Source organism: Bacillus sp. 5B6 (assembly GCF_000259405.1).
In the GTDB taxonomy this organism is placed as follows: Bacteria; Bacillota; Bacilli; order Bacillales; family Bacillaceae; genus Bacillus; species Bacillus velezensis.
In genome coordinates this window covers 1,227,911-1,244,998 of the sequence record NZ_AJST01000001.1, presented here as the reverse complement: position 1 = coordinate 1,244,998, position 17,088 = coordinate 1,227,911, and the positions used below count along the sequence as shown (strand labels likewise).

Here is a 17,088-nt window from a genome sequence, read left to right as displayed (position 1 = left end):
ATCTTCATCCCCTTTACAAATGGCACTGCCGCAAAATGATAAACTAATTCTGCATACGCTCCAGCGCATAATCTGCTTCCTCCGCAGTCAGTTCGCCCGCTTTTAATTGTCTGAGGAGCTCTTTTACTCTCTCGTTCTTTCCATTGGAATCCGCTGTTGCACGATTCTGTGCCTCCGCGGAAAACGTTTCTTTTTTACGAATGGTTACATCCTTCAAACCTGCAAGTCTCTCTCCGTGTTCATTAAGCAGCTGAATATCGTAAATAAGCTCGGATTGACCTTTTTGGCCTGTTTTACGCGCATAAGCCCAGCATTCTGCTGAAACTTTTTTCCGAATCGTAATCTCTCCTATTGAAAAAGGAACATAAACAGATGCCTCTTCTCTTCCGTCCGTAATGCCGAACAAAGATTGCAGAGCCCCATCAATTAAAGACGGATGCAATGTATAATTTTCAAGAGCATATGCGGCTTCTTTTGGCAGCAATAAGTGTGCAACCGCTTCCGTTCCGCCGCCCCATAAACGTTGAATCGGCTGAAAAGCGCGCCCATACAGGAACCCGTTTTCCCGAAAATACTCGTAACATTCATCTTGTTCACGGACAAAAGCACTTCTGTTTATCATCTCTTGTCTGTCGATGTTCTCTATATCATCATCACTGTAATGATGATCATAATCTAATTCCCCCGTCACAAATCCAGTCCTTACAGCAGCATCCTCGTCAGGTGACATGTTAAATAATATGCTGCCGTCTTTTACGGAAATGTGAGTGTAAATGGTCAGGCTCTCTTGCAAAAGCATGGCCGGTCTGGCAAATATCACGTTTTTTAAACGAGTGACCTTTTTCTTTCGATATGACCGCGTTCCCGCTGCGCATGCCATTTCAAGAAAAGCAGCTGCCGGGAGAATGCTCTTGTTTTTTACAATGTGGTCTTTTAACCAAATCTCTTTGTCTCTTAATGTCGTTTTAAAAAACTGCTGTTCCAGAGTAGATTCATTCGAATCCAGAAGCGGGTGCAGTGAAGACTGCTGCGGCAATATTTCCGGAAATACTGCACTTTGGCTTCCAGGCACCCAGTAAGACTCCTCAGCAAATGGATATAAAGGAAGCTTGACTTTTTGCGGGGTATATTCTTCATATAACTCTCTCCATTGAATATCAGCCCCGAAAGACCATAATTTTGCAAGAAGATTCAAGTCCTTTGTCTCCATCATCGCCTCGAGGAATTTATCTTTCATCTTTTGATCATGAAAGATAAAGACTTTATCAAAATCTTTCGTAACATTGCCTTTGTATACGCCCTCTCCAATTGTTCCTTCAGTACAGAAAGTTCTCAGCTTCTCCTTAAGTTCCGGCAAATCGAAAGCTACAACAGCAAGTCTGTCTTCCATCGGTTCCCTGCATGTCTGCAATGTAAAAGCGATATCAGCTGCCGAGGCCTTTGTCTCCCGCTCCGTGAATTGCAGAAGGCGCCGGGCGTATTCTTTCAGTCTGTCTTCATTTTTGGCAGAGAGAACTGCGGCAAACGGACCGCTTATTGTTTGTGTGTCCGCATGGTTTTGATATTCTTCCACAATGACATGGGCATTTGCTCCTCCCGCTCCGAACGAACTGATTGCTGCTCTCCTGTTGGAGGCGCCTGATTCTTTCCGCCACTCTTCTTCTGTCTGCTGAACGTAAAAAGGCGTCTTTTCAAATCGGATATTTTGGTTCAGCTGTTCCGAGTGAATGGATGGCGCCAATTTCTGATGCTTAAATTGCAAAAGAACTTTTGTAAGGGCTGCTATACCTGCGGCAGACTCCAAATGTCCGATATTAGACTTCACTGAACCTATGGCACAAAATTGTTTATCGTCCGTAAATTTCTCAAAAGCTTTGGTCAATCCTGCGATCTCAATCGGATCTCCGAGCGAAGTACCCGTTCCGTGTGCTTCCAAGTAGCTGACGGATCGCGGACTGATGCCCGATTTCTTGAAATTTTCAGCAATCAGCTCAGCTTGTGCATTCGGATTCGGAACCGTAAATCCATTGGTTTTTCCGCCATGATTTACAGATGTTCCTTTAATTACTCCGTATATATGATCCTGATCAGCAATTGCTTTTTCCAGAGGTTTCAACAGGACGGCTCCCGAACCTTCTCCCGGGACATAGCCGTCTCCGCCCTCTCCGAAACTTCTGCACAATCCTTCGGTGGAAACAAAATTACCTTGACTCAGCCAAAGGTATTTGCTGGGGTGTATGGACACATTAACGCCGCCCGCAAGCGCAATTTCACTTTCCCCTCTTTTAATGCTCTCACATGCCAAGTGAATGGCCGTCAGCGATGATGAACACATCGTATCCAGTGCAATGCTCGGGCCGGAGAGATTAAAAAAGTATGAAACCCTGTTCGCAATAGATGAAAAGAAGGAACTGAGCGCAATCGGATTGCCCCGCGCAGTTTCTTCTGCGCCGAATAATTGATATTGTCCGTACATGGCTCCGACAAACACACCGGCTTTCATACCGTTAAGCTTCTCTTTTGTATATCCTGAATCTTCAAACGTATGCCAGGAGGTTTCGAGAAAAATTCGCTCCTGAGGGTCCATCAGCTCAGCTTCTTTATGAGAAATGTGGAAAAACAGCGGATCGAATTGATCAACACCGCTGATAAAACCGCCCCACTTACTGTTGATTTTCCCCTTCTCCATTCTGTCGGGGCTGTAAATCGATCTGAAATCCCAACGTTCCTCGGGGATTTCAATAATACAGTTTTTCCCTCCGGCAATGTTTTCCCAGAACTCCTCAAGAGTATCGGAATTCGGATATCTTCCGCTCACACCGATAATGGCAATATCCTCACCCGGCTGAACCATGCTCGGTGCAGCTGCAACCCTCTGCTGCCGGTGCTGTTTTTTACTTGGATTTTCTCCTTTCTTCTGCACTCTTGTTACCGGAGCTGCCCCTGCGGCCTTAAGCACTTTTTCTTTAAAAGATGTTAGGAAGAAGTTTGAAAGCTCTTCAATGTTCTGATATTCAAAAAAGATTGTTTTTGGAAGATCCCCGAAAGTATCTTCAAGCTTTGAAATAAGTGACATGATCATAAGTGAGTTGATTCCGAATTTCTCAAAAGAGTCCTTCGCATTTATTTTATGAGCTTGGATTTTCAAGACACCGCTGATGATCTTGATTAAATAGTCATTGACTTTTTCTTTCGCAGCATATTCCTCTTCTTCATCGTGTTCCGCCGTGAGTGTATCTTGATCTGCTGCAGCTGTGTTTCTTTGAATCGAAAGCGCTTTTATCATTTTATCCCGCTCTCCTTCTGCAGGCATTAAGCTGGTAAATGAAGACCGCAGCATTTTCAGAAACGCTTCCAAAACAGAGGAAGTTCGCATCGGCGTCATTCCGTATTTTTCTTTTATTTGGTTGATTCCATTGCTGTCGAGACTCATCCCGCCATCTTTCAATAACGGCCAATTGATTGATAGTGTTTTTCCGTTTCGGGAGAGCTGAGATCGAAGCATTGCAAAACTGTCCATAAAATGATTTGCGTACGCATAGTCACTTTGGCCGGCATTTCCGTAAGCGGAAAAAGAAGAAAAGAGAACAAAAAAATCAAGCTCTTCGTCTTTTGTCAGCTCATCCAGCCAGATTGTCCCGTAAACTTTCGGTTTCAGTACGTCCGTAAAATCACTGAGACTTTTATTTACAAGAAATGAGTCACGAAGGATGCCGGCAGCATGAATGATCCCGTTTATGCTGCCGTACCGCTGTTTAACGCCGAAAATGAATCGCTCTGCATCTGTTCGATCTGTTATGTCCGTCCGCTGATATTCAATAATAGAGCCGCTCTCATTAAGCTTACTGATCCGTTCTTTTTGATCAGCTGTTAAAAAAGAACGGCCTGTAAGTATAATCACGGCTTGGTTTTCTTTAGCGATTTGTTCCGCAAACAGCAGCCCGAGTTTTCCGGCTCCTCCGGTAATAATATATATGCCGCCTTTTTGATACGTTACAGATCCTTTATTGTGTTCCGGAATATCAATATGCCGCAGCCCTTTCACAAAACGGGTATGTGAGTCTATTAAAATCTCACATTCATCCGTTTGAAAGCGCTGCATTTCACTGATTACAGCATCCCATATCTCGGAAACCGGAGGATTTATGTCAGAATGCTCATGGCGAATCTGTATGGTTTTCGCTTTAAGCTTGGAGCTTTCCATGTTTACCGTTTTCATGAAACCTCCGACAGCTTCATGAAACGGCTGATTCAGACCCCTTGTCCAATAAATATGCAATAACGTAACAGGTTCGTTTCTCCGCATTAAAGCTTTTGATAATAAAAAGAGCGAGTTTATCCCTCTGCAAAGAGTTTCATTAACGGATTCTTCAGTGAATTCTCTGATTTCTCCGTTCCATAAATAAAGCACGACATCAGGTGTAAATCCGTTTTCAGCCAAATCAGACAGCAGCATTTCGACATGACTTTCATCAGAAGGATTGATTGTGCATCTATTCCGTTCAATTCTATAATCAGAATCGGGCGTTACGAGAATGACACGGTTATGATCTCCATTCAACATCTCGGCATGCTGAAAAAGACGGTTATCCTGATCAAAAATCAGCATATTCCCCGGTTCCTGCTGATTCGGTATATCAATGTTATTTGTCCTTACCCAATCGTTCTTAAAAAAAATGGTTGGGGACGGAGCTTGCTCCGCCTTTTTTTCCATTTGTTCTTTTCTGTAAGTGCGAATTAGCTCCAGTCCTGCATCAGGAGACATTTGCTGTTCTTCAATTAAGGAAAGTATTTGTTTGATCTGCACTATTTTCCCTCCAGCAGCTGATAAACTTGGTCAGCAGAAAGTTCACCGTTTTTCAATTGTTCTAATAAGAAGAGAATTTCCTGATCTTCATTTTTACGTTCTGCGGTTAATTCTCCCCCGGTCACTTTTCTGACAGAAAAGTCTTTCATGCTCACGGCTATTTCGCCGCTCTCGTTAATAAAATCAATGTTATACGTATAAAAACCGGTTTCTCTCACCGAAACATGGCATCGGGCAGTAAGCGCTCTCTTAATGTGAAGCTCTCTAAGTGAATATGGAACAAATAAGCCCTCTTTCTCATTATCTCTTAACAAAAATGCAGCCGCTTGAAAACCGCCGTCAATTAATGAAGGATGGAGTGTAAAATGTGAAAAACCGTTCGCTAAATGAGCCGGAAGCTCCAATTCTGCCATTAACTCCATACCACTGCGGTATACGGCTTTCAACGTTTGAAAACTGCTATGATATGTCAGGCCCATACGACTGAAGCGGTGATAACACTCTTCCCGGCTTATGACCGGCCCACTGCTGCGTTTGAACTTATCAATATCGACATACTCAGGATTGCTGTTTATGTCTCCGAATACTGTTTCACTTCGTGTGCAGATTTGCTGCACGCCATCCGGACCCTCTTTACATATCGTTACGTTCAACTTATCTTGTTTCATGTCCAAGTCGGTATTAATGTGCAGCGTTTTTCCTTTATATAATATAGGTCTGTTCCACATCACGTCTTTTATTTTATATACTTTACTTTCTCCGCTTATTTCCGCACAAACAAGAGCCATTTCAAGCGAAGCGGCTCCTGGCAGCACATAGTCTCCTGAAACAAGATGATCAGTGACGAAAAATTCAGTTCCGGAAATAACAGTTTTAAATGCTTGTTTCTTTAATGTTGAGACATTCTCGCTGATTAATGGGTGAAGACTTTTGCTATTAACCTCGCTTTTGTTCTTTTTCGGAGTAAACCAATAACTCTCTTTTGCAAACGGATAAGTTGGCAGCGGCACTCTATTCAATTTCTTATTGCCGATTGTCTTCCATTCAAACTCGGCTCCATTGGCCCACCATTGTGCGAGCAGCTCCTCTTTTCCGCTTTGAAGAGCCTCCTCAATCATATATTCAGAAACAGCTGTGCGCTCTTCAGTGTTTTCGCTTATAAATACGCCTTTTTGCACCTTGCTGTCATCAAGAAAGCTGACGTATTTATCTCTCAGCTCAGTCAGACTCGCTGCACATACGGCAATTCTTTCGTTCATTGCTTCCCGGCCGTTTTGCAATGTAAATTCCATGTCACTGGCATTAACGGTCATTTCACCGGCAATCACGCGATCCAAGTACTGAAGCATAAGCCGGATATACTCAAGTAATTGATCTTTGGTTTTCGCAGATAAAACAAAAATATGTGTGTTACCGTTGTTTTCCGGCACTTCTTTTTGAGGTTCCCTATATTCCTCTAAAACAATATGCGCGTTCACACCGCCGAATCCGAATGAGCTGACACCTGCTCTCCTCGGCAGATCGTTGTTCTCTTCATCTTTTATCGGATTCCACTTTTGAGCGGTTTCTGTGATATAAAATGGCGTATTTTCCAGTTTGATGTATGGATTGAGTTCTGAAAAATGGGCGAGTCCCGGAAGTTTGCGATATTTAAAAGCCAGTAACACTTTCATCACTCCGGCTATTCCGGCAGCGGTTTCGAGATGGCCGATGTTTGTTTTCACAGACCCGATTCCGCAGCATTTCTGTTTCGCAAAAGGAATGTCCCATTCTTGATATAACGTTTTAAATGCCTTTATGATGCTGTTTACTTCAATCGGATCGCCAAGACTTGTCCCTGTGCCATGCGCTTCTATATATCCCGCAGTGGCAGGGCTGATCCCCGCCTTCCGCCAAGCTTCGGTTAATAAGTCCGCCTGTGCGTTCGGATTCGGAGCTGTCAAAGAATTGGCGCGGCCGCCGTGATTTACAGCTGACCCTTTAATCAAACCATATATATGATCACCGTCTGCCTGTGCTTTACTGAGCGGCTTAAGCAATACTGCAGCCGCCCCTTCACTCCTTACATAGCCGTCAGCGCTTTTATCAAACGTTTTGCACTTTCCGTCTTTGGAAAGCATACCTGCTTTATCAAAAGCTATAAACAGAGTAGGGCTTGTCATAATATGCACACCGCCTGCAATCGCCATTTCAAAATCGCCTCTTTGAATTCCCTCAGCCGCACGATGAAGCGCAACTAACGAACTTGAACAGGCAGTGTCAATCGGTTCGCTCGGACCCGTCAGGTTCAGCTGGTAAGAAATACGATTTGCCAATATACAATGATTTAAACCGGTTGCGGTCTGCGCCTGAACAGAGACGCCATTTTCATTCAGACGTTCAGCATAATCCGTTGTGGCGACCCCTGCAAACACCGCGGTTTTCGTCCCTGCCAAATCAGATGGCTTATAGCCCGCATCTTCTATTGTTTTCCATACAGTCTCCATAAAAATTCTTTGCTGGGGATCCATTAATTCTGCTTCGGCGGGAGAAATCCCGAAAAACAACGGATCAAAACTGTCCGCGCCTTTGATAAATCCGCCTTTTTTTATTTTTGTTCTATTGACGTCCCTGATCGGATCGCCGTCAAACTCTTTCCAGTCCCAACGGTCTTCAGGAATGTCTGTAATCATATCCCGCCCTTTTTCAATTCCTTCCCAAAAGTCTTCCAGCGTATCTGTTTGGGGGAAACGGCCGCTTATTCCCACTATTGCAACCGGCTCATTCATATGTCTTTCCTCTTGCCTGGTTTTGTTTTCAGGCTCAGGGGAATGTTCATAGGATTCCGGCGGAGGCGTGCTGTACAATGTTTTTTCGTCAGCTGCAGAAAAAGATTCTGTCTCAGCAAAAAGGATTTCTCCGTATTGCTCGATTACATAATCAGTAAGTTCAGCCAGTGAATTGCATTCGAAAAAAATGGACGGCAATAACTCCGTACCATATTGTTGATTGATTTCATTTCCGAGTCTGGTAAACGTAATAGAATCAAATCCGTACTCGCCGAATGAAGTCTCTTCTTCTATTTCCTTTCTGTCAATCTTTAAAATACTTGACATCATCTTTGCGATGCCCTCAATCAGATTTTCTCTCCTGTCTTTCGCCGCAGATTCATCTGAAGAAAAAGAGCCGCAGAGATGAAGCTCCTCGGAATACTCACTCTTTAAAAACTCAAGAAGTTCATTAAAATCAGTAAGACCGAAAAAATCTGACGGCATCATTGATATTCCTAATGACTCGTTTAATTCGTTGCCTAGCATTGTAAACATAATTGAATCAAATCCGTATTCACTTATCGGCAGTTCAAAATCAAATTCCCGTTCTTCAATTTTTAATACGCCGGTGATGATGCGCGTCAAAGTGCTTTTTAAAGATTCAGTTATTGACAGCTCTTTCGGTTCTTGATTTTCGTCGGCGATTGCCGGGTCACTTTTTCCGCTGTCAATCGTTATCATTCGTTCCAGCTTTAATTCATTACCGCTAAATACCATTATTTGATGTTCACACCCTGTCATTGCTTGATCAAATGCTGCAAGGCCTTCCCGTTTTTCCAGAGGCAGCATTCCGAAACGGTCATAAAGGAACTTCTCTGAATGAATGTCAATTTGCATACCGCCTTCTTTCCATAAAGGCCAATTAATCGAGACTGTTTTTCCAGGTTTATTTTCCGCCGCTCTCATTTCCGCAAAATAATCCATAAATCGGTTTGCATAAGCATAATCGGTTTGTCCCGCGTTCCCTATTATTGCGCTGATAGATGAAAACATAACAAAAAAGTCCAGAGGTTCTCTGTCTGTATACCGGTCAAGCCATATCGTTCCGTAAACCTTGCTGGCCAAGACTGAATCGAGATCCTCTTCACACTTATTGATGAGTAATGAATCTTTTATCACACCGGCGCTGTGAATAATTCCTTTAACAGGACCTAATTTGTTTTTGACGAGTTTTATCAGGTTGTTGACATTGTCCTTATCAGAAATATCGGTTCTTACATAAAAAACTTCTGATCCGTTTTTTTCGAGCTCTTTTACATTGCTTATGGCTTCCTCAGAAAGCTCTGACCTGCCGATAAGGACAAGTTTTATTCTCCCTTTTCGCACAAGATGTCTGGCGAAAATCAGTCCCAGACCGCCTGTTCCTCCTGTAATGAGGTAAACTCCCCCTTCTTTTACTTCCATCTTTTTGGGGGGCTCGGCACTTTCAATTTCTGCAGAGTGCTTTACCTGCCTGATTCCATCTCTGTATCTGATTTCTGAAGAAGTATCATCGCTGATGATTGTTTCTTTCACAAGGTTTTTTAATTCAGGCAGACCGGCGTTCAGCTGTAACTGAATTTCGTCGCTGTGTATTTCAATATTTTTACCGGACAACATAGGATGTTCTAAATGAAGCGACCTAAAAAAGCCGCTGATTGCCATTTGATAAGGTAAGATTTGATTTTCCCTTGTGAAAAATACATGTGATATCAGGATTTTATGTCTTGGGATTGTTGCTAGCAGAGCTTTCGTTACATTGAAAACCGGCAAAACAGCCTCTTCCAGCTTTTCACGAATGTTATGCTCAATTCCCGTTTCAGGGCTCATCCCGATTAAAATGACGCGGTCAATTGTCACTTGTCTTTCTTTAAGAATCGCCAGCAATTTCTGATAGCCGTCAAGTTTGACGCTGTTCAATTCAAAGGAATCAGCTTCTTTTTCTTGAAAACTGCCGCCATGGCGGACAAAGATCATGTTCAAGCCGATATCTTTATATGCCTGGCGGATCAGCGGTTCTGATATATCCCGACGGAGTGAAATCACAAGGCAGCTGTTTAAACCGCTGGCTTCAAGCTGATGAAGCAGAGGGGCGCGCTTCCACATGTCAGTGTAATACTTAACTGAATGCCGCTCACCTTGAGTCGGAGGTGTAGCCCTTAATGCCTTCAACGCTAAGTTTTTTATTTTAAGACTTACAGATCCGTTTTCATCCATAAATAGTATATGAAACCTTTTGACATCCTCATGTTGTCTTGCATCGGCAGCTGTAATGTAAGCATAGCCGTTTGCCGAAGGTGCATGAAGAATCTCCAGCTCACCTAATTCAAAAGGCAAATATGCGGTGTGATCCCTTTCTTGACCGGACATAAACCCGGTTGTGGATTGAAAAATGCCATCCAATAAACACGGTTCCAGCAGCGTGCCGGATTTTTTATGAATGCTCTCAGGAAGTGATATTCGTGCAAGAACAGCATTTTCATGGATAAACAGCTGTTTTATTACCTGAAAGCTGGCTCCATAGTCCAAACCGCTCTGCCGGAAGGTCCTATAACACTCAGCGCCGCTGATTAATCTCTTCTGTCCGGTTAACCAGCTGTCCAATTGAAAACGCTCTGTATGAGAGGCATCTTTATCTCCGCATGTGATAATGTTTCCTTGGCAGTGAACTGCCGCTTCAGGTTGCAGATCGGTTTTCACCACAAATCTGCCGTCTTTTTGATTCGGCAGCAGATCTATCATTATCGTCTTTTCTTTTTCAACGGTTATTGGAACCGGCCATACAACCTGACTCAGTTTTTTGACTGATTTTCCGTACAGCCTCTCTCCCGCTTCTCTGGCCGCTTCGATGATTGCCGCTCCGGGCAGAACCATATTCCCATGCACAACATGATCTTTTAAATAATATTCAGAATCAGAAAGCGTTTTATAAAATCGGCACTCACCTGCAGAAAAATCAAATAAAGGAGCTGTACCGGCTGCTGATTTTGTTTGCGCCTTATTTGACACCCACAGTCTGTTTTTTAAGAAAGGGTAAGTCGGAAGCGCAATTTTTGCCGGTTTTCTGCCGGTGCGGAAATCTTCCCAGCTTAAATTGCCTCCTGATACCCAGAATTCAGCCATTTCGGCTAATGTGGTTCTGCCGGATTTGAGCGGAGAATCCGATTGCTGCTGTCTGCGTTTATGATTCGGTTTTTTCCCTCTAAATATTTCGTGATCGTCAATTCCATTATAAAAGTGATTTAATTTCAACATCAGATCATCGATATTATTTGAAATGACAGCAAGCCTTTCCGGCATGGCTTCGCGCCCTTCAAGAAGGGTATACGCAATATCAGAAAGGTGAAGCGGCTTGTTTGTTCCCGCTTGCTGCAAAAACTCGTCCTGCTTATGACGGGCCTTTTGAAGATATTCCTCCAGCTGTTTTGCCGATTCCCGTAAACTCAGTGAATGCTTGGCTGAGAGTACGATAAGTTCCTCACTTTCCTCACAATCCGTATGACAGTCAGCAGCAGACTCATACTCTTCCACAAGGATATGAGCATTTGCCCCACCCGCTCCGAAAGAACTTAATCCCGCGCGCCGCGGATATTTGCTGTCAGAATGTTTTTCATTCGCGGGTTTTATCCAGTCGGCGGTTTCCTGCTGAAGACAAAAAGGTGTCTCTTCCAGATAAAGATCCGGATGCACCCGTTCAGCATGCAGTGTTGCGGCTATTTTTTTATACTTCATTTGTAAGATAATCTTTGTCAGGCCGGCAATACCCGCAGCCGCTTCGAGATGACCGATGTTAGATTTAATCGATCCGAGAGAGCAATATGAAACATCTTCGGTATAAGCTCTAAACGCCTTGGTCAGGCCTCGGACTTCAATCGGGTCACCCAGCGGCGTCCCCGTGCCGTGGGCTTCAATAAAGCTGACACTTCTGGCGCTCCAACCGGCCGCTTTAAGAGCTCCTTGAATTAAATCCGCCTGTGCGGCAGGATTAGGCACCGTATAGCCATTTGTCTTTCCGCCGTGATTAATTGCCGTTCCTTTAATGACCGCGTACACAGTATCATTATCACGTATGGCATCTTTAAGCGGTTTAAGAATAACGGCCCCGACACCTTCCCCGGGTACGAAACCGTCGCCGCCTTCTCCAAAACTTCTGCATTTTCCCGATTTTGAAAGCATCCCCATCTGACATCGGTATAAATAGTCAGAAGGATGAAGATACAAATTTACTCCTCCCGCAACCGCAACCGAGCACTCACCCTTTGTTAAACTTTGGCAAGCCATGTGAATTGCCGTTAAGGATGAAGAGCAAGCCGTATCTACAGGGACACTGGGACCCGTAAAGTCAAATGTGTAAGACACTCTGTTCGCGAGAGACCATGGGAACGAATTTGGAAGTACATCGTTTTTATCCGTCGGTATTCTTTCGCCGAGCAGCTTGTAAGAATTGGTTGTCACTCCCGCAAATACACCGACATGTTTTTCGGTCTGCTTTCTCAACCCTTCAATGGTATATCCCGAATCTTCAAATGCTTTCCACACGGTTTCAAGAAATATTCGTTCCTGAGGATCCATCGCTTCTGCTTCTCTCGGCGATATTTGGAAAAACAAAGAATCAAATGATTCAGCATTCTTTAAAAATCCGCCCCATTTGCAATAAATTTTCCCCTCATGCGCTTTAGCGGGATCTGGATCATAGTAGGTCTCATAATTCCATCGTTCTTTCGGAATTTCTGTGATTGCGGTTCTCTCTTTTGATAGAAGCTTCCACAATTCTTCGATATTTTCAGCCCCGGGATAACGGCCGCTGATACCGATTACCGCTATCCCGTCAAGATGTTCTTTTTCCTCCGCCGCAGGTGCAGTGATGTTTTGTTCCGGCCTGGCGGGGGTAATGCTCTGAATCTGTTTTCCTTTTTCCTCCCGTGAAAATAAACGCCCCAGCCGATCCGGATATTCCTTTACAAGATGATCTGCTAAATCTCTGATTGTATGAAATTCAAATAAAAGCGTTTTCGAAATTGCTCCCAGTGACTGCTCCAGCTTTGTGTTGCATTGATGAATCATAACCGAATCCATTCCATATTCAGCCAGATGCACATCTTGATCGATCTCTTCCCGTTCTGAACCGACCTCAGAGGAGATGATATTGGTTAAAAACAAAACTGTCTGATCCAAAATATCGCCTTGAGCCGAAGGAATGGCACTGCCTGTCTCTGTTTCGTCCGTCAAAAATCTCTGCCGCATAAATTGTTCAAAGCGCTCATGATCACCGCAGACTGCAATATTATGCAGCTGACCCGAAGTTACAATCCGCGAAAACCATTGCGTTCCGGCTTCAGCAGGAAGTTCTTCGAGCCCGGAACCATGAAAAAGAGACGTCCGCCCTTGACCTGACAGGTTCGCCCCCATTCCGATGTCTTTCCATAAAGGCCAATTGATTGTCAGCGTGCGGCCGCTGCGCAGAGAATTTTGCCGTTTCTGTTCCCGATATTCGGCAAAATGATCTAAAAAGCCGTTTGCATATGCATAATCACATTGGCCTTCGTTCCCTGCAATAGAGACGACTGAAGAAAAAACGGCGAAAAAATCCAATTCCAGCGACTTCGTTGCATGATCAAGATTCAATGCGCCATGAACTTTTGGAGCAATCACCTCTGAAAGTTCCTGCTTTGTTTTTCGAAAAAGCAGCGAGTCTTTGATAACTCCTGCACAATGAATGACGCCATGAAGACCTGCATGCTGATCGGTAATACCGTCAATCATTTTTTTTACCGCTTCTTTATCGGATATATTCGCCTGTACATAATAAACCTTTGCTTTAAAGCTGTTCAGGTATTCTAAATGTTTCTGCTTATCTCCGTTTAAAGCAGATCGCCCCGATAGAATAATGGTGGATCTTTCAGTTTTCGCGCAATATTCAGCGACTTTACTGCCAATCCCCCCAAATCCCCCTGTAATTAAATATACTTTATCTTTTTCAGGGTATTGAATGGTCTTTGTGTATGTTTCTCTCTGCTTCTCTAACATCCGTGCATATCTTACGCAGCCTCTGTAAGTGATATGAATATGCCGATCAGGCGCTGTGTTTATTTCTTTATAAAGAATAGCAGCCTTCTCTGAAAATGAAACGGTTGCAGAATCATGTTCAAAGCAAACCGTCTTACAATGCAGCTGCGGATATTCTTGTTTTACCGATTTTAAAAAACCGTTCACACCTTCAAAATACGGCAATTTTTCTTTTTGATCTGCGCTGAATGTATAAATGAACGTTACTTTGTTTATAAGGTTCTCGCTGATTAAAGCCTTAGTCAGATAAAACACGGAATAAATTCCTGATTCGAGTGTTTCTTCCAGTTCAGGCTGTTTTTCAGACCACGTATGCAAAATTGCATCGGGCGCTGCGCCTTTTTCTTTTAACAGACGAATGACACTTTGATAATCATCGGGACGCTGCCTGTTGATCGTGAAAACACTGTCGCTTATCTGCTCTAAACGGTCACCGGGCATAATAAGATATGCGGACGTATTCTCTCTTTTTTTCATCTCTTCAAAATAGTCTTTGTTTCCGGAGAACAACAAAATAGTACAGGCTTGTCCGCTGTCCGCTTCATTCTCAAGTGCGGTTTCTTTCCATACCGGCGTAAAAAGTGCCTGATTCTTCTTTTCTGAAAAAGCCGCGTCTGATTTTACCTGCTGAGGGTTTAAAGAAAATTGAGAGCGCTCAAACGGATAAGGCGGAAGCGGGGCTTTTCTTTTATGATAGTCACCTAGTTTCGCCCATTCAATCTCTTCTCCTGAAAGCCACATTTGCATAAATGAATGATAAAGAGCCTCATCAGCTGCTTTGTCCGTTTCAAAAGCAGCAGCTTTGTTTAGTTTTGCTGATGGAGGGAGCGATCCGAATTGGAAAACTGAAAAATCAGAAATATCCACATCCGGCTCCGTTCCCTTTTCTTCCGTGTGATGCGGCATATGATCAGCTATCTCCTGAGACACGGCATCCATTTGATTGTATTCTGTCATCAACGGAAAACGAGTCTTATCATAAAAACCTGCCGGCTGCTCATTAATACAAGCAACAGCCTGTTTAATTCCGTCTTGCTTTTTCAATAACATGCTCAGAAAAAGTTCTTTAGACAAGATTCCTTCATCAAGTAAATTTAATATTTCCAGAACATAATCATTATTAAAGAATCCATCATAATCTGTTAAATCCCATCTCTTATACAGTCTTCTCATAGAGGCAAGGATAGCCATGATCGCCGCTTCCTCATCAGCCGGCAATGCATTGCTTTTATCCGCCGTGCGATTCACAATATAAGATAAAATCTCGATTTCCTGAGTCTTCCCCGCTTTATCCCACTCTTCTAAAAACCCTTTAAACGTATATTGGTGCTCAAGAAGCAGCCGTGTTTTCCCGTACAGGCGGTCTGTAAAATCAGCCGGGAAGCTCAGACCGTTCAGCAGCATCCTTACATAATCTTCATTTAATCGAACCGGCGGGTACGTTTTTGAAGTGTACGGATTGACAAATGGAATGGACGGCGGCTCACAGGATATGTGCGAAGGTTTTTCAGCGCCTGTGATTACAGAAATGGCCTTTTCAATTTTGATGATATCCGCTGCTGCAAGAGCGACGTAATATCCGTCTCCGGCGCCTGTAATGAGGCTTGGCTTAAAACCGGATGCCAGGATACTTTTTATGATTTCCGTATTGATAACTAAAGAATACAAGCGGATTTTCTCAGGTGTCCATTTTCTTTTAAATGAACTGTGCAATGTTGGTATACCCTTCAGCACCGGCCTTACGTTCTTTTCTAAATCAGGGAACACCCGTTTCAAAACGGCAAATTGTTTATAACTTTCCCATTTGAAGTCACCGATGGCAAGCGCCCATTCAGAATCTTGTTTCCTCCGAAAACTTAATCCCTCTTTAAGCTGATTTTTAAATTCCTCCTTGCTGCCTGCCAATAAACCAGCCCTGTAATCAAACGATGTCCTCCCCGTTAAAAGGGTGCTGCTGATCACTTCATTTGATATTTTGCAAAATTCCTCAGAATCGTCAGCAAAGGTTCTCCAATGATGTATCATTTGTTTCATGCTTTCTTCACTTTTAGCGGAAAAAAGGAAGGGTACCCTTCCTTTTCTGTCAGATTCGTCTTTTGTATGTATAAATTCTTCGATGATGACGTGAGAGTTAACACCCCCAAAACCGAAGGAGCTGATTCCCGCCCTGAGCGGAGCCCCGTCTGCCGCCTTCCAATCACTTGAATCAAGCGCCGGCCTGAACGGTGTTTTTTCAAACTGTATAATTGGATTTACCGTATGTACATTCAGGCTTTTCGGAACCCTCCGGTGTTTCATCATCATTAGAACTTTTATCAATCCGGCCATTCCCGCTGCTGCTTCTGTATGACCGATATTTGTTTTCACACTTCCGATCCTGCAATATTGAGTATCCTCAGTATATTGCCGATACGCTTTTGTCAATGCTTCTATTTCTATCGGATCGCCCAGAGATGTTCCTGTGCCATGTGCTTCTACATAAGAAACCGTCGCAGCATCGACAGCAGCGTTGTGTAAAGCTTCTGAGATGACCCGGCACTGCGCTTCTGCTCTGGGAGCGGTTAAGGAACGGGTTTTACCGCCATGATTAACAGCTGTCCCTTTTATGATCCCGTATATATGGTGACCGGCTTTTACTGCATCACCAAGGCGCTGCAGCAATACAACGCCTGCCCCTTCTCCGGGAACGTACCCATTCGCCGCTGCGTCAAAAGTTTTACATTTGCCGTCAGGACTCAGCATTCTGGCTTTAGAAAAAGAAATATATTTTCCGGGTTGGAAATTCAAGTTTACTCCCGATGCGATTGCATAATCGCTTTCTTTTGTCCGCAATGACTTAACTGCTTCATGTAAAGCAACAAGTGACGATGCACAAGCGGCATTTACAGACATGCTTTTTCCGGTCAAACCGAATGTGTATGAAAGCCGGTTGGAAAGCATAGCTTCGAAACTTCCTAAACAGGCATAACTGTCGATTTCCGATTCAGCATTACCTGTCTGCCGGTAGTCAGAATTCATAATACCCGCAAAAACAGAAGTGGTTTTACGCTGGAGATCCTGCAAAGAAACCCCGGAATCTTCGATGCACCGCCAAGTTTCTTCTAAAAGGATTCTTTGCTCAGGATCCATGTTTTTCGCTTCCCGGGGAGAGATATTAAAAAACTTATGGTCGAAATGGTCAGCTTTATGAATAAAACCTCCCCACTTGCTGATTGTTTTGTTCGGTATACTGATATCAGCTGAATAATAAAGTTCGGGATCCCACCGTTCAATCGGCACTTCCCGGATGGAATCTTTGCCGCTATTTATGTTTTCCCAGAATTCATGATAATGATCTGCATCGGGGAATCTGCAAGCAACCCCGATTATCGCGATATCCGCATTCTGTTTATTCAAATGAACCATTGGCCTCCACCCGCCTCTTCT

General features: G+C 43.6%; 2 protein-coding genes. Both read right to left on the bottom strand.

Going from position 1 to position 17,088, the window contains the following annotated elements; translation table 11 throughout:
* Positions 1-43: 43 nt before the first annotated feature.
* Positions 44-4,807: a type I polyketide synthase gene (locus MY7_RS06165; RefSeq protein ID WP_007611161.1), complete on the bottom strand. Its 4,764-nt coding sequence runs from the start codon at positions 4,805-4,807 to the stop codon at positions 44-46.
* Complete coding sequence (locus MY7_RS06160) at positions 4,807-17,067, bottom strand: SDR family NAD(P)-dependent oxidoreductase (protein WP_007611159.1); 12,261 nt, start codon at positions 17,065-17,067, stop codon at positions 4,807-4,809. Before MY7_RS06160 ends, MY7_RS06165 begins: the two co-directional genes overlap by 1 nt.
* Positions 17,068-17,088: the final 21 nt, after the last annotated feature.

Excerpts from the sequence above, each read along its gene's own strand:
- MY7_RS06160 (WP_007611159.1), bottom strand. The coding sequence starts at position 17,067 with ATGGTTCATTTGAATAAACAGAATGCGGATATCGCGATAATCGGGGTT.